This is a genomic window from Megasphaera lornae, from assembly GCF_000214495.1.
In the GTDB taxonomy this organism is placed as follows: domain Bacteria; phylum Bacillota; class Negativicutes; order Veillonellales; family Megasphaeraceae; genus Megasphaera; species Megasphaera lornae.
Window position 1 is genome coordinate 14,722 of record NZ_AFIJ01000045.1, and the last position, 21,997, is coordinate 36,718.

Consider the following 21,997-nt stretch of genomic DNA (forward strand, 5'->3'; position numbering starts at 1 on the left):
TTTTGGAGTATTTTTTCCACTCTGAATTAGTTATCTCTTACTTACTATATGTCAGAACAACCTCTTTTATTTCATTTTCAATTGCTTCTAAAAATTCTTCCTTTGAAGATTTCCCTTTGGCAATATCCGCTAATTCCATTTCCCACTTTGCAGTTGTTTCCGCTGACTTAAAGGTATCGGATACTATTGTTACAAGGCTGATCCCCTTATGCGTGGCAATCAAATTTTTCTTATCTCTTTCGACAAAACCCTTATAGATTAAGTTTTCAATAATTCCTGCCCTTGTTGCAGGTGTTCCAAGTCCCTTTCTTTCCACTTCTACACCTTTTTCTAAGGCTTCATTTCCTGCAATCTCCATAGACTTTAGAAGCGTATCTTCAGTGAAGTGTTTCGGTGGTTGAGTAAATTTTTCTTTAATCTCTTTATTTTCAATACTTAAAACATCACCGATACTTACATCAGGAAGCTCTATGAACTCATTCTTCTTGGACTTGTATTCTTTAAGGTATTTGCTAAAGCCCTCGTCTCTAATTACCCTTCCTGAACTTGTAAATTCAAATCCGTCAAATTCAGCTACAATCTTTGTTGTGTTTTCGACTAATGGATAGCCTACACTTGCGTGAAGCTTATTAGAAATAAGCCTATATACCTTCGCTTCACTATCAGGGATACTCGATAAATCTTCACTTAACGAGCTTACTGTCGGAATAATAGCGTGATGATCCGTAACATTTTTTGAGTTAAATACCGTCTTGATACGCTCTGTATCAAAATCATTTTTTCCTAAAATGTTATTGACCGTACTTACAATCATATCTTCCGTTAAGCATCTGCTGTCTGTTCTTGGATAGGTAATTAGTTTCTTTTCATACAGGCTTTGAGCATAATCAAGCGTCTGCTTTGCTGAATATCCAAAATATTTATTACACTCTCTTTGAAGTGTTGTTAGATCAAAGGGTAAATCCGGCTTTGTAATCTTTTCTTTTTGAATGACATCAGTTATTTCAATATTATCGCCTATTAAATTAATAAGCTGCTCTGCGGTTATTTCATCACCAATTTTGTCTGTCGATAATGTAAAGCCGTTCATAGAAAGCTCTACGGTGTAGTATTTTTCTTTCTTAAAATTATTTATTTCTTCATCTCTTTTTACAATCATGTAAAGCGTTGGGGTTTGCACTCTCCCGACACTGTAATTTTGCTTATACAGGCAAGAATATAGCCTACTGATATTCATTCCGACAAGCCAGTCTGCAATAGCTCTTGCCTGTGCCGATTCAAAGAGCTTATCGTAATCTTTGCCATTCTTTAGATTGGAAAATCCCTCTTTGATAGCACTATCTTCCATTGACGAAATCCAAAGACGCTGCATTTTCTTTTTGCATTTAGCTTCGTTATATACCAGTCGAAAAATACTTTCTCCTTCTCTTCCCGCATCGCACGCATTGATAACTGTATCAATCTCCTTATCATTCATCAGTTTTTTAAGGATATTAAACTGCTTTTTTGTAGCCTTTGCCACTTCAAATTTGTACTGCTTCGGAATAATCGGCAAATCCGATATATTCCACTTAGCGTATTTTTCATCATAAGCGTCCGGATTTGCCATCTGAATTAGATGGCCTACGCACCAAGATACCTTATATCCATTTCCCTCATAGTATCCATCTTTCTTTTTTGTAGCTCCTATTACCTTTGCAATTGATATAGCTACACTCGGTTTTTCTGCTATCACAAGTATATGTTCCATGTATATTTTTCCTCCTGCTTTCATTGTAAAAGGGCGAAAGATTTTACTCTCCCGCCCTGCGTTTGCACCCATAACAATATATTTTAAGATGCATTTATTCTTCATCATAAGCTTCTGTTTCTTCTGCTTCTCCTATTTCTTGCTCACTTTCTGCTTCCGAAAAGAAATCATCATCTTCTTCCTCTAATGATTCAAGCTCCTTATCCTCTTTCTTTTTTACGACCTTAAAGTAATAACCTGCTCCTAATGCTCCGCCTATAACAAGAAGCAGAATAATATATGTTCCTAAATTACTCTTTTCTTCTTTTTTCTCAGGCTTTACTTCTTCCTTAGTTGGCTCCTCTTTGCTAATCTCCTGCTTCGGAGCTTCTTTCTTTTCAACCATATTTAGAAGATCATCTTCAGATACTTCCGTTAAAAGCATTACATTTTCTTGTGTCTCATCGTGGTTGATGATGAGATGGAAGGTCTTACCGTTTTCGTTTGAAAGGTAATAAACTGTCTTGCATCAGCAGAATACAGATCTGTTTCTTTGTTATCACCGCTATCCCCGTGATGAATTGGATAGTCCTTATTCGCATTGTCCTTATTTTCCGTAACGGTTCCTCTTGCCTTTGACGGAGCAGAAGCTACTCCCTTATTGGTATTTACAGTCTTACTTGTCCCGTCCATAGATGAATCCTGATTGTTATTGGCAGGAGCTTTCGGTGTCAGCTTATTAGGATAGCGAATATCTTTCTCTTTCGTTTCAGAATTACTTGTATCTTTTACAGTATTTTCTGAACTCGCCTGTGTAGTTGTGCTTTTTCCTGTATTGTTTACAGGTGTTTGATTTGAAATGCCTGAGTTTTTCTTAATTCCGGAAATAGGACTGTTCAGTGCAGGCGGATTAGATATTACGGGAGCCTTGTTTGCTTCATTTGCCTTTTCCTCAAGCTCTTTAATCTTTTTATTCAGCTTATCCATTTCCTTCTTCATTTCTTCTGATAAGTCCCTATTTTCCTTATCTTTTTTCATTTTTTCTTTCAAGCTTTCAATCTGGGCTTCAAGTTCTTTGATTTTTTCTTTCTGATTATCGCTTAATTTGTCTTTATCCTTCATTTCGCTATTTAACTTATCAAGTTTTTCCTGAAGCTCCTTAGCATCTTTTTCCATTTTGAAAATATCATTTTTAGAAAGCTCTGTCTGCGTTGATTTATCTTCCGTCTTTGGAGTTTTCGTCTGCGAGCTTTCATCCTGTTTCGGCTTTTCTTCTTCTGTCTGAGTCTCTTTATCTTTAGCCTCAGTCTTTGCTACCTTTCGGATAATTTCATCATTTCCATCGCCTTTTACTTCATAAAATAGAAACTCATCAATAAATTTCATATTATCAGGGAGCATCGGCAGATCACCGCTGTCAAGAAGCTGTCCTTTCTCAGCCTTTATCTTTTCTTCCTTATAAACTTTTTCATCTTCAAAGATATACTTTACATTTACTTCCACTTGTGTTTGGACAGCTTTATCGCTTGTAGGTGCTTCCGTTAAGCTTTGCTCATGAGCATAAACAACTGTCCAAAGACCCAAAAGGCAGCTTATACTTACAACGACTGCAAGTGCTGCTGTCCAAAACTTCTTATTCTTTTTCCAACTGGTTTTCATTTGACTTCTCCTTTTTCATTTCTACTCTTTGTCTGTTTACCTTTGCCATCAAATCACTGATTGTAATGTTGTTCTTTCTGCAAATGGCAATGATTTCTTCGTTTTCAAGTTCTTCTTCACGAATAAATAAAGGCTCCAATTCTTCATCAATCAAAGCCTTTTTATCCTTCAACTTCTTTATTTTGTTTTTCACTACCGTTAATTCTCGTTTCACATTGTTACCTCCTATTTCTTTACGTTTGGTGGGAATCCAAATCCTACGGGATGATGCTTGCAGAAAGACGCAATCCAATTGTCTAAAGTGGTTACTCTTATTCGTCCAATATTATCCATAACTTTACCATCTCCAATATAAATTCCTACATGACCATAGGTAAGTCCTGCTGTGCTTCCACTACTACTGCTTTCCACCGCTACAAGCATTCCCACCTTGAGTTTTGACCTGTCTGATGTAAAAGTATAGTTTCTGTACATATCGCAGGCATTTCCGCCAATATATCCAAGACCTGCATTTTGATAGACCTGTGAAACCCACATGGCACACCAGCCTGCACCCGGAGATGGCGTGATGTATGCAGCATTAACAATCTTCTTTTGAACTTCACTTGATGCTTCATACTCAACTCCACCACCTACGCCACCATTTGCACTGATAAGGTCAGAATTTCCAAAGGCTTCTCCCATATTTCCTTGTGCAAGGAATAAGGCTTCATAGTGCTTTAAGTTATCGGGATAATCAGCAAAGACCTTTCGGATAATGCTGTCCATCTCTTTTTTATGCAGCGTTACAATGAGCTTTTTATACTCATAAGGTTCTTCATGACTTTCGGTATATTCGTTGCCATCTTCATCGGTATAGGTGTCTGTAACTGTCCTGTATCTGATTTCAACTTCTTCCCTATATTCAAGGTCATACATGGACTCAAACAATTCTTTTAATATGGATTCTACTTCCGATACACTCTTTACCTCTCCACATCTTGATGTAATATAGGATAAAAGCTCATGGACATTATGACCAATATACTCTGTATTATTTAAGATGTACTCGTCATAGCCGGGATAGTTATTTTTGACATGATCAACCTCATTTTGAAGCTCACTCTCCATAGCAGAAAAGCTCTGATTGATTTCATTTAGGACATTTGGCTTTGACAAATAGCTTGTTGTAAGAATAGAACTTGTGGAGTTCATAAAGCCTGTCATTCCCGTTCCTGCAAAGTTGATAAAGAAAGTTCCCAAAATAATAAGACCTATGAAAATAATCATAAGTCCCTTTGCTTTTCTTAATATAAATCTCTTTGAGCCTTTCAACGAGCCAATGAGGTTTTCTTTAATCCGATCTCTGAGCCTTGACTTATTCTCACGACGAATGGCTGCCTTTACCTGATTTTTCTTTTGAAATCTTTTATAGGCATTTGCTCTTTTATATTCATTCGTCTTTTTCAGGTTCTCTTTGGCATCACGAAATTCAAGCTTCGATTTTCGCTTCCTGATTTTATAATCCTTATTTGTAAGATCGTATCCTTTCTTCGCCTTTTTCTTATCAGAATATTTCTTTATGCCATGAATGAGTTTCGAGCTTGCGTCCGCTGTCTTTTCTCCTGCCTCTACCCCTTTATTTTCATCACTTCCATGAGAAAGATAATCCCTTACGGTTTCACTTCCTTTGGCAAGTCCTGAAAGGGCAGATACCTTTACCATATCTTTCTTTAGCTTTTTCCTCTGCTCTTTAGAAAGGCTACTATAAACTTTTTCGCTTGCAGCATCTTTTCCAGTCTTTTTACCTTCAGATTTATTTCCCTTTGACACATCTTCTTTTTTTCTTGTATAAAGGCTTTCGGTGTAGTTTTTCCTCTTATACTTTCTCTTTTTAGCCTCATGAGTTATAGAGGAACTTCCAAAAAACTCATCTTTTTTATGGAGATTATCATCCACATCATAGGTCGATTCAAAGTAGTCGCTGTCCCTAAAGTCATTATCGTATCTGTCTATAATCCCGTCATTATCAAGGTCTTTTCCTAAAGGATCATAGATTTTTCCATCCTTTACCTCCGTAATATAATCCGATCTTCCTGTTTCACTTACAGCAGCTATACTATCCTTATCAGAAGCTCTATATCTTGCATTTCTCTTGGATGTTCCATAAGCCTTTTCATTATCAGAACTTACCTTGTTTATTTTCTTATGAACCTTGTCCTGAAATCTGTCTTTGTCATGGACGATTTTTCCTCTGTAATCATCGTTGTGCTTTAGCTTACTTTCTTCAGATGTAGTGAATGTTTCACTATGGATCATTTCTCTTTCAAGACTTGCCTTATGCCTTTCCCTAAAATCCTTTTTCAGCTTTTTCCCCATAGGCTACCTCACTTCTTCAGGCTTGGTAGTCATCTTCTGATAGAGAATTGTATCTTTCGGGAACTTATCAAGGAAAGGAACAATGGTATTTCCAAAGAACAGTAATCCCTCGCCCTCATTTGAGTTGGTAACATATCTAAGCTGAGGAAGTGAGATTTTAAGTTTTCTTGCTAAAATTTCTCTGTCTCCTGACGCTTGATTTAGCATTAAGACAAAGTCGGTATTATCAAAGATATTTTCAATTTCCTTACTCATAAGTAGGTCTTTGACATTTTGCGTAATACCCGTAGGGATACCTCCCCACTTACGAAATCTTTTCCAAATCTCTACCGAATACGATGCTGTCTGTTCATCTTTTAGCAGCAAGTGGAACTCGTCGATATAGTACCTTGTAGCCTTGCTTCCTCTATTTTGAGATACTTTATTCCACACCTGATCCTGTATAACAAGCATTCCTATTTTCTTTAGCTGACTTCCAAGCTCTTTAATATCAAAGCACAGGAGTTTCTTATTTAAGTCCACATTTGACCTGTGATTAAAAACATTAAGGGAACCTGATACATAGATTTCCATCTCCGTTGCCAGCTTTTTACCGACCTTTTCTTCCTGTCCTTTTAACATATCGTATAGGTCTTGCAGTATTGGCATATTGTCAGGAGTTGGATTATCAAAATACTTTTCGTAAATCTTAGGTAAGCACCTGTCTATAACGGACTTTTCTTCTGCCGTAAGACCACTGCCGCCTACTACAAGCTCCAGCATACTCATAATGAAGTTTGCTTTGTCTTTCAGTGGCGCATCCCCATCGCCATAGTTCATATTTATATCAAGGGGATTCAGGTAATCTTTGGACTTACTGCTGACTTTAATGACTTCTCCATTAAATTGTCTTACAAGGTTTCCATACTCTCCTTCTGGATCGCAGATAATCACATCATCGTCCGTTACTAAAATTGCATTTGCCATTTCTCTTTTAGCACTAAAGGATTTACCACTTCCAGGAGTTCCGAGGATTAGACCGTTTGGATTTTTGAGTTTTTTCCTATCTGCCATAATCAGGTTATGGCTTAAGGCATTTAGTCCGTAATAAAGACTGTTACTTGAATTGATAAAAAGCTCCTCTGTGGTAAAGGGCATAAAAACTGCCGTAGATGATGAGGTTAGTCCTCTATCTATCTCAATCTTGTTTACGCCAAGAGGTAGCACGCTGATAAGTCCTTGTTCTTGCGTATGGTCAAGTCTTTTCAGCTTGCAGTTATGCTTATTTGCAATGGAACTTATCTGAGAGATTGTGTTATCAAGCTTTTGCACCGTTTTTGCAAAGTTCATAAAGACGATACTTACCACAAACATTCGTTCATCTCTTGTCTGCAAATCTTTTAAGAGACTCTTTACATCTTCTCCATAGGTGATTAAGTCCGATGGAAGAATGTCCATATCATAACCGCTTCTTACCGCTTTCTTATTTTCCTCAATTTTCATCTTGTCAATATCGGTATTTTTTCTCTTTACCATTTTAATAGCTTCCGATTGGTCGATTGCCTTAATATGAAAGGAAATATTGATGTTATCATCAATATCCAAAAACTCGGCAAGCATACGGTCTGAAAGCTCGCTGGCAAGAATTTGAAAATGGCTGACTGCCCCGATAAATTTTCCAAACTTAAAGTACCTTGAAGGCGTGAAGTTAAATTCATCAGGTACAATGTATGTTTTAGTGCTTTCCCTTTTCCTCAAATTTTTGTATGAAAACTCAAAGGTCTTATTGGGATTTAATATATCGTGAAGAATCTTGAGTCTTTCTTCCCCACTTAAACTTTCCGCACGAACTCCCATACTCTTTAGATTAGATAATATATCTATCTCCAGTCTTTCAAGTTTTGATGTTGCCTGCTCTAAATTATCCGCTTCTACTGTAAAGGTTACATACTTTGATTTTTTCAGTCCATTATTTCCCTTTACAATCTGACTTTTAAGCATCTCTCTAAACTCAAGACGTATATCGTCAAAACCGTCCTTTTTATCTGGTATCTGAATTGCCGACTTCATTTCTTCGTTTCGTCCAAGTTGATTGATATATGAAAACTCAATACTGATACTTGGATCAAAGGAGTTTAGAAAATTTGCAAACTGATTAAAAATAAGATCCCTATCTTCATCTAAAGCAAGTTGGTAGTTAATATCCTGAAAGGCTATGCTTTTACTAAAGTGCTTTTCGTCAAGCTGACATATACCACTTTTTAAGAGTCTATGATAGGGAATGGTATCTTCGACAGTATATCTTTTTGGTTCTTTTCTAAAAATAAGGTCAAGTAGCCCGCCTTTATCTTTTTTAGATTTTCCCTTATTTTGCTTTAAGTCCTGTCTTTGACTTCTTAACATCTTTTTGTTTTGTTCTAACTTTACCTGCTGAATCTTTCTTTTGTCTTTCAAGGTAAACCTCCTTTCTCACTCTTTTTTGTGGTTGATAAAACTTATGAAGGTAAATATATTTAAAATATTTCTCAAATGTCAGTCCGTCCTTTTCAAAAAGAGTGATGAAAAATATAGGGAGTGTGGACACAATGAGAAATATGACGGCTATATCATTTGGAACAACCTTTCGCATAAATAAATAGACTGGTAGTCCTACCAGTCCTGCGAGTGTGAAACCTATCATCTGCCTTTTGGTTAAGTTAAAAGCTACCTTTGTTTTTACCTTCTTTAGGACTTTTGGGATTGGTACATACGCCATAACTTACCTCCCATCTTCTTTTTCTTTTGAAAGCTCCGCCATGTGTTCATATACAGAGCCGATTTCTTCCTGAATGCTTTCTATCTGTTTATCTGTATTTTTGTTATATCTTTCCTGCAAAATACAAAAGTCATTATGGCAGCGACCGATGTCTTTTGTTCTTTCTTCCAAGTCATTAATCTTGCTAAAAAGTTTGATTCTATCAATCACCGCTATAACACCTGCTCCGATTACTACTGATGTAAATACTGTTTTTCTTTTGATCATCCTATCCTTCCTTTCTGTTAGTGTGCATTTAATACGCTTTTGGCCAGAGTTCCGCTCTTTAGCATCATTAACCCCAGCAAAACCGCATATCCAAGTATCGTCATGGTACTTGTGTGTATATCTGTTATCTGTATTGTCTTAACTAATACTGCGTATATTCCAAGACAAACCATTAAAAAGAGTCCTTGTAGCCCAAGTGCAAATAGTCCTTTGATATAGTTTGTTCCAATTTGTCCCCACTCTTTGTTTCCCATTGTGGCAAATGGAATGGCTGAAACCGATGAGTAAACATAAATCTCAAACATTCTTCCGTAAACCACAAGCATGATTACAATGGAAATTACCTCTATGGCAACCTTTATGAGTGAGGTTTCAAAGAGAATCATGACAAGCTCTCCAAGCCCCTTTTCTTTTAAGGTATCCATCATTGCCACTATCTGATCTCCGGAAACGGTGGCAGAGGTATTTATCACCCCTGCCGCCTTATTTACCATATGTTGTGCCACATCAAAGACTGCCATTGAAAACTCAAAAGCATGAGATACTAACCATACAGCAATCCACATCTTGATGATGTACTTAAAAAATTCAAAGGTATCTGTATCGTGCATATTGTTCTTTTGCATTACCATATTGATAAGCTCAATACAAAGGACTGCTGTGATGATTAGTCCCGCTATGGGAATAATGACGGAATCGTTAATGCTTTTGATAAAGGCAAATACATCTCCGTTCCACCCCATGGGAGTTTTTCCTACATCTGTTGCAACTGCACCAACTTTATCGTTGATGTCAAGAAACATGGACTCTAAGTTTGCTTGGATACCGCCCAGTAGAAGTTCCTTAAAAAATTCTTCTATCTTGTCGAATATTCCAAACATCTAAGCTCTCCTTTTCTTCTTACTTGAGTACATTGGCAAGTAGCGGAATCAGCTTAAGTCCGATAAGGACAATACCGCCTCCTGCCATAAGCTGCTTAATACCTTGAGATTTTGCACCCGGATTGTCATTCCCATAACCTTCCATCAGGTTGATAACACCCCATGCTCCAAGTCCTGCACCTACTGCCATAACTAAAATCTTTAATACATTTACCGCCTGTGTAAAAAATTCCATGATTTATTCCTCCTCGTTTTCTTCTTTCTTTTCAATTTTGTTGTATGACTTCACAACAAAGTTTTTGTAAGTCTTTCCATCTTTTTCACGCTTCTTAAAGTATCCAAAGATATGGATCAAATCACCTTTTTCAAAGGCTTTTGCTGTTTCTGACTTTTCACCATAGGCTGCACAGTTGATATATTCCTTGCCTTTCCCATACTTTTTTACAAGCGTAAAGTTTGCAACTTCAACAGCTTCTCCCTCTTTGTCAAAACTCGAAAAAGTTGGTTCTGCCAATAAGTTGGCATTGATGTTAATCATTTCTTGCTTCATTAAAAATTTCTCCTTTTCTTTTCAATAAAAAAAGCGACTGGAGTTTTTTCTTTTCCAATCGCTGATACTCTTGCTATTTAGTTTTCCTTAGTGGGACTTCTTATCCTTACCATCTTTCCTCCTGATTTTGAGTAATAAAAAAGCAGCAAATCTATGTTCTTTAGACTTACTGCACTCTTGTAATAAGAGTTTCTCTATTTAATTTTGCTTTCCCTTTTCGCTTCATATAGCTCTCAATATCAAACACATTCTTCTTATCATAGTCCTCCAAGAGCTTGTAGTTCTTATGCTTTGTAATATCAAATTTGTCTGATAAAAACGGTCTGACACCTCTAAGCTGAAAGATACATTTACTGCCATCCATAACCGTTATCTCATCTTGACTCATCAGCTCTTTTCCTGTCTTTTGGTAATTCAGTCCATAGCTATTGGCATTGGATCGTGTTTCCGATGTGTTATACAGATCTATGGTTTCTTTACCAAGTGTTTCAGATAGCTCCTTTAGTGTGGTCTTTTCCTTTCCACCAAGAAACAAAGTGCTATCGCAGTTGCCTACAATGGTATCTGCATTATCCTTGTAGATTGCCTTTAGCTGAGATTGTGCCTGCAAGATAATACTTGCTGAAATCTCTCTACTTCGGATTGTTGCAATCAATTTCTCGAATTTAGGAATTAAGCCGATGTTGGCAAACTCGTCAAGCAAGCACCTTACATGAACAGGCAATCTTCCCCCGTATTCGTCATCAGCCTTATCACAAAGTAAGTTAAATAGCTGTGAGTACATGATAGATACCACAAAGTTAAAAGTATCATCCGTATCAGAGATAATAACAAAGAGTGCTGTCTTTCTATCTCCCAGTGTATCAAGCTCAAGCTCATCTTCTTTCATCAAGTCCCTAAGCTCCTGAATATCAAAAGGAGCAAGTCTTGCACCACATGAAATAAGAATAGACTTCGCCGTTTTTCCAGCAGCAAGTTTGTATTTCTTATATTGCTTTACCGCAAAGTGCGTAGGCTCTTTCTTTTCCAATGCTTCAAATAGTCTATCAATGGGATTCATATATGTTTCATCATCTTCCCTGACTTCTGAAGCATCTATCATATCCAGTAGTGTTGCAAAGTTCTTTTCTTCTCTTGGAGCTTCATAAAAAATATAACCTATCAAAGCCGTATAGTAGAGTTTCTCGGCTTTCACCCAAAAATCCTCACCTGCCTTTTCCCCTTCACCCTTAGTGTTTGCAATGATTGTCTGCACTAATTTGAGGATGTCTTTTTCACTTCTGAGATAGGCAAAGGGATTGTACTTCATACTCTTTTTGAAGTTGATGGTATTTAAGATTTTTATCTCATAGCCATTATCTTCAAGCATCTTGCCACACTCAATGACTATCGTTCCTTTAGGATCTGTAACACAATATGACGAGTGCATTTGCATTAGGTTTGGCTTTACATAAAATCTCGTCTTTCCGGAGCCAGAACCACCAATAACAAGTACATTCTTATTTCTTGCATACTTTGGATTTGCCGGTCTGCCATTCATGGTTAATCGCTCTGTTTGAGTAAGCAAGATATTGTTTTGGAACTTTTCATCCACATACGGCTCTATATCTTTTCTCGTTCCCCATCTTGCTGAACCATACTCTTTCCCCTGCCTAAACTTTTTTGCATTTTTCCCTTTGGTATAGACAATAAATTTAATTAGAGCTGCCACTCCCACGCCCATTAAAATGTCAGAAGGATGAATACTTGGAATAAAGCTCATGGTATTAAGTTCTAATATTCCTTGAAAGATTTTGTCTATCACATCTCCACCAGTATAGGCTCTTACATGATGAGAAAAGATATTGCCAACATAGAAAAATGCAAGATAGGGAATATTCTGCTTTAGCAACTTTGCCTTATCTTGCACCTTAAATAAGCCTTTGATGTCTTTTAGTATCTTATCTATCATAGGCTCTGCTCCTTTTGTTTATTCTTAACTTTATCTTTAGAAACAGTGTTCTTTGCCATCTCCTTGAACTTCTCAATATTCTTGTGGATAGATTCTTTTCTTTCCGTTTTCTTTTCTGATTCTGCAAGAGCGTGTTTGAAGGCTTTATCCATGACTTTCATGTCTTTTGCCTGAAAGAATACGGAGTATTTACCGCTTTCTTTATCTTTCATCACCGAAAACTTTACCCCATACCGATTAAGTTCCTTTTTCAGTTCCTTCAGCTCTGCTTCTTCTACCGGAATTTCTTCAAGCTGTCCCTTTTTAACCATATCTTTGAGCTTTACTTCATTTCCGTTAGCATTAACCAGCTTTTCCAGTCCTCCAAGTTTTTCAGCCTCTTTCATCAGTTTCTTTAATAAGTTCAGAATTAGCTTTCCTGTTACTTTAGCAGCTTTCACTTCCATGTTAAGCGTTTTTCTTGCGATTTCTTCATTGATCAAGTTCTCTCACCTCCAGTCAGTAATCTTTCTTTATTCCTCTTTAATTTTTCTTCCTGAATAACTTTTCTGTAATCTTCTCCAAGTACCATCACAGGAATACACATCTCGATAATTCTTGAGTAAATTCTTTGGTATTCCACACTCTCCGTACAGTTTTCAATTTGGCTGTATGAAAGATTTGTGGTAAAGATTGTTGGCTTGTGCTTTAGGTATCTGTTATTCACAATGTTATATACCTGCTCTTTGGCATAGCTTGTATCTCTTTCAATTCCTAAATCATCTAAGATGAGAACGGAAGTGTTTACAAGGGATTCTATATATGCGTTTTTATCAAGGTCAAATCCGCCTTTTTGCAGTTCGTTGATTATCTGTGAAAAGTTTCTAATCTTAACGCTTATCTGATACTGTTCAATCAGTGCATTGGCAATAGAGCAGGCAAGATAGGTCTTTCCGCTACCCACCGAACCATAAAACAAGAGTCCGATGTTTTCTTTTTTCATCAGTTCGTAATCTTTTACAAAATTCTTTGCGATGATAAGACTCTGATTTTCTTTTCCCTGATAGTTTTCAAATGTATATGCCCATTGAATCATGGATGTGAAGCAGATACTTTTTAATCTCTCGATTTCAAGCTGCTTTTGTCTTTCTTTTTCTTTTGCTTCTCTATCTCTATCGCATTTACAAGCTGTCTTAAATATCATCTGCTTTCCGAAAAAGTCTAATGCTTTTCCATCTTTTCTTTCATGGCACACTTTACAGTAGGCGTGTCCGTCTTTGATGTATTCTTTTTCAGGATTGAAGCTGTATTCCACATCTTCTATCATCACTTTCTCTAATTCTTTAATCATAAATGTACTCCCTTGTTATATTCCTCCCATGTAGGGATATTGGTTTTTTTCTTACTTCCCTGATCTTTATAAAACCAAGAAAGAATTGTTGCTTTATGGTCTTTATATGTCTTTCCAGTACTTTGAAGATAGGTTGATAATCTCTCAATGTAGTTATCAAGCTCTCCTGCCATTTTTATTTGTAATTCGCCTATATCCTCATTCTTTAAAAAAACATTTTGAAATGTTCCAAGTCCGTTTTCCCCAAAACTATATTCTCTCTTACTATACTTACTCTTATTATTCTCTATATAGTTAGAGTCAACATTTTGAACTTCCTGAAGTTCATTTTCTTTACTTCTGAGGTTAAAATCTTTTACTTCTGAAGTTAAGTTTTTTGACTTCTGAAAGTCATTTTCTTTTACCGCTATTATGCTCATAAAATCTTTAACATAAATGACATTCGGCTTACCAAGTCCAAGCCTTACTCTTTCAATCAGTCCTATTCCTTTTTTGCTGTCTAACTCGTCCAATGTTTTTATGGCAGTAGGCTTTGAGATATTTCTTCTTCTCATAATTTCTTCAACAGTAAAATAGATAAATACTCTGCCTTCCTTGTCCACCCAGTTATTCTTAAAGGACATTCCTGTGCGTTTCAAAAGCATGGAGTATAGGATAATGGCTTCAGCAGACAGTCCCTTAAATTCTTCTCCGTCTACTAATATTTCAGGCACTTTCAGAAAGTTAAATCGCTCTGCTTCTCTGTTATAGAAATAGTCAAAGTCCATGCAAGATCACCTCCCTCCTTAAAAATTTGCAAAGAAAAAGACGATAGTTTTTTCATCTATCGCCTTTGGTAACCATTTTTATGAAATTTTTTAGATTGATTTTATTGCCTCATTGATACCTTGTAAAAAAGCTATAACAGTTGCACCAACCATCGGTATTCCGTATGGACTAACTAAGAATCCAATAATCAATGCTTCTATTCCGATGGTAACTTCTTTTTGCAGAAAAGATGCAATTGCTCCAAATATACAAAACATCATCAGCAAATATAGTAGGGCTGTTCCGATACCAAGTAGAAATGTCAGAAATGCTGTGAGGATACTTAACACCAAGCTAATTGGGAATAAGATTATTTTTATTATCCATCTCATAATTTCTTATTCCTCACTTTCAAAAACATTCTTTGTATCTCCACACACCATATCAATGCAAACATTCACATCCATATAATTTTTTAAGACTTTTTTTCGTCCTCCCTCTCCGTCTTCTACAAATACATAATGTTTGTAAAACTGCTTAAAATGCAGGATTTTCACGATTTCACTCTTTGTATCAACGCTATGCACTCCACATGATGCGTACGACTAAACATATCTACCGGTTGCACGCGTTCGGTTTTATAACCGTAGGTTTGTAAACAGGCCAAATCTCGTGCTAAGGTTGCGGGATTACAAGAAACGTACACGACCCGTTCCGGTTGACTGCGACCAATCGCGCGTAATACCGGTTCGCCGCACCCTGCACGCGGCGGGTCTAAAACAATAACTTGCGGTCGCACGCCGTTTTTAATAAGTTCCGGCAATTTGTATACGGCATCGCCTAAAATAAATTCCGCATTTTTAACATGGTTATCCCGTGCATTCCGGATAGCATCTTTTATGGCGGAAGGAACAATTTCAATACCATACACTTGTTTTGCTTTTTGTGCTAAAAATAAGGTTATCGTCCCCGTGCCGCAATAAACATCGGCAACAATTTCATTTCCTTTTAAATCGGCAAATTCCATCGCCTTTTCGTACAGCCGTTGTGCTTGTTCGCTGTTAACTTGAAAAAACGATTGTGCCGAAATATGAAACCGCAAATTTCCTATGGCATCGTGTATCGTATCCTGTCCATATAGTGTTCGCGTTTTTCTTCCTAAAATGACATTAGTATGTCCGGTGTTAATATTTTGTATGACGGCGGTTAGACCGGGAATCTCCTGTCGCAAGCGGCGAATCAAATCTTTTATATGAGGGATACACTCGCAAGCGGTCACAATACAGACCATAATTTCTCCGGTTTTCACCCCCACCCGTCCCATAATATGACGAATCATACCGGTACATTTATCTTCATCATAGGCGGGAATTTTAAAATCCTTCATCCATTGCCGTACAATACGCACAATTTGGTTATTTTCTTCTTTTTGAATAACACAATTTTCCACATTAATGACATTATGTGTAGCCGCCGCAAAACAACCGATAGACAGTGTATTTTTTTTATCTTCGCCTACGGGAAATTGCATTTTATTGCGATAGTTCCACGGGGTTGCCGCACCTAACGTAGGCAGTACGGGTACATTCGTTATGTGTCCGATACGCGTTAACGCATCTTGTACTTGTCGTTGTTTTTCTTGTAATTCACCGTCATATGAAAAGTGTTGCAATTGACAGGCCCCGCACCGATAATATACTGCACAGGTAGGGGCTACTCGTGCCGGCGAAGCACATAATACTTGCCGCAGTTTTCCCACAGCATATGTTTTTTTTACCGTCGTAATGACGGCCACAATCCGCTCTCCCGGCAGTGCATAGGGGATAAATACGGTAAAATCCTGATATTTTCCCACGCCTTCCCCGTTCGTTCCCAGTCGTATAATCTCTATTTCATATGTCTTTCCCTTGGTTACAGGAATCGTACGTTGTTCTTTCATGTATGGTTTCTGTTCCTTCCTTATGTATCGCTTATTTTATATGGTTGCTTCTATACTGCCGCCTATAACGGAGGCGGGGTTATTCGGTAATTGTGCGTCAACGGTAATGGCCGCCGCCGCTTGTAACGCCAGTTGCGGCAGGTTGTCTTCCGTCATGCTGTACAACGTGAATAACGGTTCCCCCGGTCGTACGGGATCATATAGTTCTTTAAACAAACGAATCCCCACCATCGGTTGTACGACATCTTCTTTTTGAGCTCGACCGGCACCCATACGCATGGCAATTTCTCCCAATGTTTTAGCTTTAATAGCAGTAATATAACCGCCTTCCGTGGAAACCGCCGTATACACAAAAGGAGCTTGCGTTAAGGCGTGTTTTCCTATCCAACCGGTTTCCCCACCTTGCGCGCGAATAAGTTCTTTGAATTTTTTTAACCCTGCACCGCTTTTCCAAACGGCTTGCAATTTTTCTCTTCCGGCCGCCACAGTAGCCGTACAATGCGCCATATACAACATGCGGCTGCCAATTTCTTCTACCACTGCCGTCAATCGTGAATTCCCTTTTCCCGACAACGTTTCCACGGCTTCATCAATTTCCAAGCTGTTCCCGATAGCCGTTCCCAACGGGGCTTCCATGGACGTGAGCACGGCACAAGTAGGCAATCCGGCCAACGCGCCGATGTCCACCATTTGTTGCGCTAATTGCCGGGCCTGTGCCGGCGTTTTCATAAACGCTCCATCACCGTACTTTACATCCAATACTACCGCATCCGCGCCGGCGGCAATTTTTTTACTCATAATCGAAGCGGCAATCAACGGCAAACTTTCTACCGTTCCGGTAGCATCCCGCAATGCATATAATAGTTTATCGGCAGGTGCCAAGTCGGTTGTCTGTCCCATAACAGCCGCACCATGTTGTCGAATCTGTTGCAAAAATCGGTTCGTCGTCAATTGCGTGGAAAAACCGGGAATAGCTTCCAATTTATCTAAGGTGCCCCCGGTAAACCCCAGGCCGCGCCCGCTCATTTTAGCAACCGGTACACCGGCCGCCGCTACTAAAGGCACTACAATAAGCGTCGTCGTATCGGCAATGCCCCCGGTACTATGTTTATCCACTTTGATTCCCGGCACAGTTGACAAATCGGCAATCCGGCCGGAATGTGCCATGGCCAATGCCAAGTCTGTCGTTTCCCGAGGCGTCATACCTTGTAAATATACCGCCATAAGCCAGGCCGCCGCTTGATAATCCGGAATATTGCCGCTCGTATAATCGGTAATAAACCGATAAATTTCCTTGCGGGACAGTTCCCCTCCATCTCGTTTATGTATGATGCAATCTTGAGGCCACATTGTCTTTTCTCCTATTTCAATTGCGTAAGGAAACTTGTTCCCTTTTCCAAGCCTGTAAGACCGAAGTTCTCCATAATGGTTTGTCCCAAGTCGGCATAGGTAGAACGCACTCCTAACGATACCGATTCTTGCAAAGCCGGACTGTATACTAATAAAGGAACTTGTTCTCTTGTATGATCGGTTCCCGGCCAGGTCGGATCGTTCCCGTGATCCGCCGTAATCATAAGCAATTCATCTTCTTGCAATTGCGCCATAAAAGGGCCCAAATCCCGATCAAAATCTTCCAACGCCTGTCCATATCCCGGCGTATTCCGACGATGACCGAATTGACTGTCAAAGTCGACAAAATTGGCCATCAACAAGCCCTGTTGCGCCCGATGAGCCTGCAGCTGTGTCGTCAAAACTTGCATATCTTCCCGATTATCAGCCGTATGATACGATTCCGTCAGATCCAAATTGGCATATATATCTCCGATTTTACCGACACCTACTACCATATATCCGGCTTCTTTCAAATACGAAAATACCATTTTTCGTTTCGGCATACGACTATAGTCCCGTCTGTCGCCGGTGCGTATAAAAGCCCCTTGCCGACCGATAAAAGGACGCGCAATAATCCGGCCCACCTCATACGGACCTACGCACACTTCATGCCGTGTAATTTCACAAATACGATATAATTCTTGCAACGGAATCACATCATTATGAGCGGCAATTTGAAACACACTGTCCGCCGAAGTATAAATAATCGGCTTTCCCGTGCGAAAATGTTCCGGACCTAACCGTTCGATAATTTCCGTACCGGAAGCCACTTCATTTCCTAAATACCCATACCCTGTTTTTTCTTCAAAGGCCCGAGTCAACGTTTCGGGAAAGGCCTGCGGAAAAGTCGGAAATGGCGTAGCGACAGGATTTCCCATAAATTCCCAATGCCCGCTGGTCGTATCTTTTCCGGCTGCCGTTTCCTGCATGCGCCCATAGGATCCGACTACGTGAATCGAATGATCGGCATGTATATCGGCAATGTTCCCCATTCCCATACGACGCATATTCGGAATTTTTAAGCCGCCTTCCATCGCGGCATCAATATGCCCCAACGTATTCGCCCCTGTATCTCCGAAAGCAGCCGCATCGGAAGAATTTCCCGCACCGACACTATCCATAACAATGACTATTATTCTCTTGAATCGCATACCTTTCCCCTCCCTTTTTTTAGACACCTTGTAAATAAGAACCGGCCTTGGCAAAAATAGCTATCGTTTTGGCGTCAACAATTTCTCCCGTCGCAATAAGCTGTGCCACTTCCGGCGGCGTATACTGCTCAATATTTAAAAATTCATCTGCATCTAAATGTTGTGATGTAGGTGTCAACTTTCTGCCTAAAAACAAATACAATATTTCATTACAAAATCCCGGAGAAGTATAAATATATCCCAAATCAATTAATTCTCCCGCTTTTACACCTCCTTCTTCCGCCAATTCCCGAAATGCGCACTCTGCAGGCAATTCTCCGGGATGATCCAATTTACCGGCAGGAAATTCCAATAGCGCTTTACCGGCGGCATAACGAAATTGACGTACCATAATCAGCTTGCCGTCAGCCGTTACGGGCAACACACACGCCGCCCCTCCGTGCCAAACCGCTTCACGTACGGCGGGCTGTGTAACACCTTCCATATGTACCGTATCTACCGTAACATGTAAGATCTTTCCTTGAAAAATTTCTTGCCTTTTGATACATGATTCCTTTGCAATGCTCATACGTCCCCCTCCCTAAAAAAAAGGCGCTCAAGAAGAATCGCTTCTTCTCGGCGCCTTATTTTATAACTTACCTGTACTGCCGATACCGCCGCTACGAATGGCAGTCGCCGCATCTCCGTCTACAGTCAAATACTTCATAAAAAGACCTTGACCGACTCGTTCTCCTTTTTCAATCGTATAGGGCGTCGCTTGCGTATTATAGTAGGCAATCATAATATGCCCTTCATTACTGCTGTTATTGTAATAATCACTGTCAATAATTCCTGTGCCGTTGGCCAACATTAATCCGTACTTAAAAGCCAACCCGGAACGAATAAAAATAGCTAAATATTCATTTTGTTCCATATATGCCTTCAAGCCGGTCGGCACTACCGTAATCGTTTTAGGCTGCACCGTAACTGTCGCCGCCGCCGCCAAATCATATCCCGCACTGCCTGCCGTTTTGCGCACAGGCAGTATAATTCCCTGATTTTGATAGGCTGTAACCACTTCAAATCCGCGCGACATAGGCACCTACTTTCTGAAACCGTTATGGCGATTTCCGCCCCGATTCATAGTCTGCGTCCCGTGTGCCGCATGTGTATTGCCGCCGAGCAGCACTTTACGCGACAAATTAATACGCCCTTGACTGTCGATTTCAATACATTTTACCATGATTTCATCACCTACATGGACGACATCTTCCACTTTTTCCACGCGTTCATTCGCCAGTTGCGAAATATGTACCAACCCTTCTTTTCCCGGTAACACTTCCACAAAGGCGCCGAAATTCATCAAGCGTGTAACCTTACCTTCATACGTTTCTCCGACTTCCACATCTTTGGTCAGCCGTTCAATCCAAGCTTTGGCCTGATCACCGCCGGTGGCATCCACCGATGCAATATACACCAAGCCCGTATCGTCAATATCTATTTTAGCCCCGGTTTCTTCCGTAATTTGTTTAATTATTTTACCGCCCGGCCCGATAACATCACGAATTTTATCCGGATGAATTTGCATCGTAATAATTCGCGGTGCAAATGGCGACAACGTTTTTCTGGGAGCACTGATTGCCGTCAACATTTTTCCCATAATATGGAGACGACCTTCATGAGCTTGCTGCAATGCCTGTTCCAAAATTTCCCGTCGCAGCCCTTTGATTTTAATATCCATTTGAATTGCCGTAACCCCCTTCGTCGTTCCGGCAACTTTAAAATCCATATCCCCTAAGGCATCTTCCATGCCCTGAATATCCGTTAAAATAGTAAAATCTTCCCCTTTGGTCACCAAACCCATCGCAACGCCGGCTACCGGTGCCTGCAACGGTACACCGGCATCCATTAATGCCAACGTACTGCCGCATACACTTCCCATAGAACTGGAACCGTTTGATTCCAACACTTCCGACACCACGCGAATAGCATAGGGAAATTCTTCTTCACTCGGCAATACTTGTACCAGCGCCCGTTCCGCCAACTTCCCATGACCGATTTCCCGCCGTCCCGGTCCGCGAGAAGACCGTGTTTCGCCGACACTGAAGGAAGGAAAATTATAATGATGCATATAACGCCGATCCGTTTCCAAGCCGACACCGTCAATATGTTGCGCTTCCGATAACGGGGCCAGCGTGGCAAAACTGAGAATCTGTGTTTGTCCGCGAGTGAACAATCCCGTACCGTGCGTACGGGCAAATAACCCCACTTCACAGCTGACCGGACGTACTTCATCCACCTTTCGGCCGTCCGGACGGATTTTATCCACAGCAATCATGTGTCGTACAATTTCTTTAATCATTTTTTGTGTAATAGCGGCCACCACGGCGGCATCTTCCGGATAAATATCGGAAAAATGCTCGTAAATGTCCGTTTCTACGGCATTCATCTTTTCTTCCCGCGCCATCTTGTCCGCTGTAAAAACAGCTTCCTTCATCGCCGCTTCCCCATACGCATGGACCGCTTCGACCATATCGGCAGGCGGTTCCGCCTCAACAAATTCCTGTTTCGGTACACTGACAGCATCTAAAAAGCTTTCTTGAAAAGCTACCGCTTTTTTTATTTCTTCATGCGCAACCATAATCGCATCTAAAATATCCGCTTCCGGAACCTGTTCGGCACCGCCTTCTACCATAAGAATAGCGTCTTTCGTACCGGCTACGACAATATCCATGTCGCTCTTTTCGCTTTGCACTACCGTCGGATTGATAACAAACTGCCCGTCCACTCGTCCTACACGCACGCCGGCAATCGGCCCGGCAAAAGGAATATGCGACATGCAGAGAGATACGGAAGCGCCGATCATAGCGGCAATTTCCGGAGCGTTATCATGGTCCACACAAAAATCATAAGCCACCACATGGACTTCATGCCGATATGTTTTGGGAAATAAAGGTCGAATAGGCCGATCGATTAACCGTGCAAACAACGTGGCCGATTCCGGCGGTTTCCCTTCCCGTTTAATAAACCCGCCGGGAATTTTGCCGACAGAATACATTTTTTCTTCATAATCCACCGTAAGCGGAAAAAAATCCGCATCTTCCCGTGCTTCCTTCGCACCTGTAGCCGTAACAAATACAGCCGTATCGCCATACCGCACCAAGGCGGCACCGCTGGCCTGTTTGGCAAGTTTACCGACTTCTACCGTTAACGTACGACCGGCAAACTCCATTTGGAATTTCTGTTCTTCCATAGTATCCTCCTTCATTAGCTTGCACAGGTGTCAGGCACTGCCATAACGATGATTTGTTTCTTTCCATCATCATGATA

22 protein-coding genes are annotated in these 21,997 nt (G+C 40.0%); all 22 read right to left on the reverse strand.

The window, feature by feature from the left end; genetic code table 11:
• Nucleotides 1–37: 37 nt before the first annotated feature.
• The 22 genes from HMPREF1039_RS07185 to HMPREF1039_RS07285 all read right to left on the reverse strand — a co-directional run bounded on the left by HMPREF1039_RS07185 (nt 38) and on the right by HMPREF1039_RS07285 (nt 21,920).
• A complete protein-coding gene (locus tag HMPREF1039_RS07185) occupies nt 38–1,858 on the reverse strand; it encodes a DNA topoisomerase 3 (RefSeq protein ID WP_000977260.1) in 1,821 nt (606 codons plus the stop codon).
• On the reverse strand, nt 1,845–2,207 hold the full coding sequence (locus tag HMPREF1039_RS08650) for a CD1107 family mobile element protein (RefSeq protein ID WP_456152267.1): 363 nt from the start codon (nt 2,205–2,207) through the stop codon (nt 1,845–1,847). The genes HMPREF1039_RS07185 and HMPREF1039_RS08650 overlap by 14 nt, the downstream gene beginning before the upstream one ends.
• On the reverse strand, nt 2,174–3,388 hold the full coding sequence (locus HMPREF1039_RS07190; RefSeq protein WP_456152266.1) for a hypothetical protein: 1,215 nt from the start codon (nt 3,386–3,388) through the stop codon (nt 2,174–2,176). Before HMPREF1039_RS07190 ends, HMPREF1039_RS08650 begins: the two co-directional genes overlap by 34 nt.
• A complete protein-coding gene (locus HMPREF1039_RS07195; protein ID WP_000817944.1) occupies nt 3,363–3,602 on the reverse strand; it encodes a hypothetical protein in 240 nt (79 codons plus the stop codon). Before HMPREF1039_RS07195 ends, HMPREF1039_RS07190 begins: the two co-directional genes overlap by 26 nt.
• 11 nt (nt 3,603–3,613) lie before the next feature.
• Entirely contained in the window at nt 3,614–5,746 is a 2,133-nt protein-coding gene (locus tag HMPREF1039_RS07200; RefSeq protein WP_000516790.1) for a CHAP domain-containing protein, read from the reverse strand.
• A gap of 3 nt (nt 5,747–5,749) precedes the next feature.
• Nucleotides 5,750–8,179: a VirB4-like conjugal transfer ATPase, CD1110 family gene (locus HMPREF1039_RS07205; RefSeq protein ID WP_000653488.1), complete on the reverse strand. Its 2,430-nt coding sequence runs from the start codon at nt 8,177–8,179 to the stop codon at nt 5,750–5,752.
• Complete coding sequence (locus tag HMPREF1039_RS07210; RefSeq protein ID WP_039891938.1) at nt 8,091–8,480, reverse strand: PrgI family protein; 390 nt, start codon at nt 8,478–8,480, stop codon at nt 8,091–8,093. Before HMPREF1039_RS07210 ends, HMPREF1039_RS07205 begins: the two co-directional genes overlap by 89 nt.
• Before the next feature lie 3 nt (nt 8,481–8,483).
• Nucleotides 8,484–8,747, reverse strand: a complete 264-nt coding sequence (locus HMPREF1039_RS07215) for a hypothetical protein (RefSeq protein ID WP_000595841.1) — start codon at nt 8,745–8,747, stop codon at nt 8,484–8,486.
• A gap of 17 nt (nt 8,748–8,764) precedes the next feature.
• Nucleotides 8,765–9,628: a VirB6/TrbL-like conjugal transfer protein, CD1112 family gene (locus tag HMPREF1039_RS07220; protein WP_000466907.1), complete on the reverse strand. Its 864-nt coding sequence runs from the start codon at nt 9,626–9,628 to the stop codon at nt 8,765–8,767.
• Nucleotides 9,629–9,647: 19 nt separating this feature from the next.
• Entirely contained in the window at nt 9,648–9,863 is a 216-nt protein-coding gene (locus tag HMPREF1039_RS07225; RefSeq protein ID WP_000394208.1) for a Maff2 family mobile element protein, read from the reverse strand.
• Between the two features lie 3 nt (nt 9,864–9,866).
• The gene (locus HMPREF1039_RS07230) at nt 9,867–10,178 is read right to left on the reverse strand and encodes a single-stranded DNA-binding protein (protein ID WP_000807039.1); all 312 of its coding nucleotides are present in this window, start codon (nt 10,176–10,178) and stop codon (nt 9,867–9,869) included.
• A gap of 166 nt (nt 10,179–10,344) precedes the next feature.
• Nucleotides 10,345–12,129, reverse strand: a complete 1,785-nt coding sequence (locus tag HMPREF1039_RS07235) for a VirD4-like conjugal transfer protein, CD1115 family (protein WP_007391804.1) — start codon at nt 12,127–12,129, stop codon at nt 10,345–10,347.
• Nucleotides 12,126–12,611, reverse strand: coding sequence for a PcfB family protein (locus HMPREF1039_RS07240; RefSeq protein WP_000606558.1), 486 nt, complete (start codon nt 12,609–12,611; stop codon nt 12,126–12,128). The genes HMPREF1039_RS07235 and HMPREF1039_RS07240 overlap by 4 nt, the downstream gene beginning before the upstream one ends.
• Nucleotides 12,608–13,459, reverse strand: coding sequence for an ATP-binding protein (locus HMPREF1039_RS07245; protein ID WP_000588833.1), 852 nt, complete (start codon nt 13,457–13,459; stop codon nt 12,608–12,610). Before HMPREF1039_RS07245 ends, HMPREF1039_RS07240 begins: the two co-directional genes overlap by 4 nt.
• Entirely contained in the window at nt 13,456–14,226 is a 771-nt protein-coding gene (locus HMPREF1039_RS07250) for a replication initiator protein A (RefSeq protein ID WP_000344984.1), read from the reverse strand. The genes HMPREF1039_RS07245 and HMPREF1039_RS07250 overlap by 4 nt, the downstream gene beginning before the upstream one ends.
• Before the next feature lie 90 nt (nt 14,227–14,316).
• Nucleotides 14,317–14,598, reverse strand: a complete 282-nt coding sequence (locus HMPREF1039_RS07255) for a CD1845 family protein (RefSeq protein ID WP_001267198.1) — start codon at nt 14,596–14,598, stop codon at nt 14,317–14,319.
• 161 nt (nt 14,599–14,759) lie between these two features.
• Nucleotides 14,760–16,145 (reverse strand): 23S rRNA (uracil(1939)-C(5))-methyltransferase RlmD, encoded by a 1,386-nt coding sequence (rlmD, locus tag HMPREF1039_RS07260; protein WP_007391836.1) that lies wholly within the window; start codon nt 16,143–16,145, stop codon nt 14,760–14,762.
• Between the two features lie 36 nt (nt 16,146–16,181).
• Nucleotides 16,182–17,495 carry a thymidine phosphorylase gene (locus HMPREF1039_RS07265; protein WP_007391784.1) on the reverse strand — a complete coding sequence of 438 codons (1,314 nt, stop codon included), beginning with the start codon at nt 17,493–17,495 and terminating at the stop codon, nt 16,182–16,184.
• 11 nt (nt 17,496–17,506) lie between these two features.
• A complete protein-coding gene (locus HMPREF1039_RS07270) occupies nt 17,507–18,688 on the reverse strand; it encodes a phosphopentomutase (RefSeq protein WP_007391772.1) in 1,182 nt (393 codons plus the stop codon).
• A 19-nt stretch (nt 18,689–18,707) separates the two neighbouring features.
• Nucleotides 18,708–19,256 carry an NUDIX hydrolase gene (locus tag HMPREF1039_RS07275; RefSeq protein WP_007391856.1) on the reverse strand — a complete coding sequence of 183 codons (549 nt, stop codon included), beginning with the start codon at nt 19,254–19,256 and terminating at the stop codon, nt 18,708–18,710.
• A 60-nt stretch (nt 19,257–19,316) separates the two neighbouring features.
• On the reverse strand, nt 19,317–19,763 hold the full coding sequence (gene dut, locus HMPREF1039_RS07280; RefSeq protein ID WP_007391838.1) for a dUTP diphosphatase: 447 nt from the start codon (nt 19,761–19,763) through the stop codon (nt 19,317–19,319).
• 6 nt (nt 19,764–19,769) lie between these two features.
• Nucleotides 19,770–21,920 (reverse strand): polyribonucleotide nucleotidyltransferase, encoded by a 2,151-nt coding sequence (locus tag HMPREF1039_RS07285; RefSeq protein WP_007391847.1) that lies wholly within the window; start codon nt 21,918–21,920, stop codon nt 19,770–19,772.
• Nucleotides 21,921–21,997: the final 77 nt, after the last annotated feature.

Coding starts and splice junctions, on each gene's coding strand:
- HMPREF1039_RS07215 (WP_000595841.1), bottom strand. CDS start 8,747: ATGATCAAAAGAAAAACAGTATTTACATCAGTAGTAATCGGAGCAGGT.
- rlmD (WP_007391836.1), bottom strand. CDS start 16,145: ATGAAAGAACAACGTACGATTCCTGTAACCAAGGGAAAGACATATGAA.
- HMPREF1039_RS07190 (WP_456152266.1), bottom strand. CDS start 3,388: ATGAAAACCAGTTGGAAAAAGAATAAGAAGTTTTGGACAGCAGCACTT.
- HMPREF1039_RS07210 (WP_039891938.1), bottom strand. CDS start 8,480: ATGGCGTATGTACCAATCCCAAAAGTCCTAAAGAAGGTAAAAACAAAG.
- HMPREF1039_RS07235 (WP_007391804.1), bottom strand. CDS start 12,129: ATGATAGATAAGATACTAAAAGACATCAAAGGCTTATTTAAGGTGCAA.
- HMPREF1039_RS07220 (WP_000466907.1), bottom strand. CDS start 9,628: ATGTTTGGAATATTCGACAAGATAGAAGAATTTTTTAAGGAACTTCTA.
- HMPREF1039_RS07285 (WP_007391847.1), bottom strand. CDS start 21,920: ATGGAAGAACAGAAATTCCAAATGGAGTTTGCCGGTCGTACGTTAACG.
- HMPREF1039_RS07250 (WP_000344984.1), bottom strand. CDS start 14,226: ATGGACTTTGACTATTTCTATAACAGAGAAGCAGAGCGATTTAACTTT.
- HMPREF1039_RS07230 (WP_000807039.1), bottom strand. CDS start 10,178: ATGAAGCAAGAAATGATTAACATCAATGCCAACTTATTGGCAGAACCA.
- HMPREF1039_RS07255 (WP_001267198.1), bottom strand. CDS start 14,598: ATGAGATGGATAATAAAAATAATCTTATTCCCAATTAGCTTGGTGTTA.
- HMPREF1039_RS07245 (WP_000588833.1), bottom strand. CDS start 13,459: ATGATTAAAGAATTAGAGAAAGTGATGATAGAAGATGTGGAATACAGC.
- HMPREF1039_RS07270 (WP_007391772.1), bottom strand. CDS start 18,688: ATGCGATTCAAGAGAATAATAGTCATTGTTATGGATAGTGTCGGTGCG.
- HMPREF1039_RS07200 (WP_000516790.1), bottom strand. CDS start 5,746: ATGGGGAAAAAGCTGAAAAAGGATTTTAGGGAAAGGCATAAGGCAAGT.
- HMPREF1039_RS07225 (WP_000394208.1), bottom strand. CDS start 9,863: ATGGAATTTTTTACACAGGCGGTAAATGTATTAAAGATTTTAGTTATG.
- HMPREF1039_RS07265 (WP_007391784.1), bottom strand. CDS start 17,495: ATGTGGCCTCAAGATTGCATCATACATAAACGAGATGGAGGGGAACTG.
- HMPREF1039_RS07275 (WP_007391856.1), bottom strand. CDS start 19,256: ATGAGCATTGCAAAGGAATCATGTATCAAAAGGCAAGAAATTTTTCAA.
- HMPREF1039_RS07185 (WP_000977260.1), bottom strand. CDS start 1,858: ATGATGAAGAATAAATGCATCTTAAAATATATTGTTATGGGTGCAAAC.
- dut (WP_007391838.1), bottom strand. CDS start 19,763: ATGTCGCGCGGATTTGAAGTGGTTACAGCCTATCAAAATCAGGGAATT.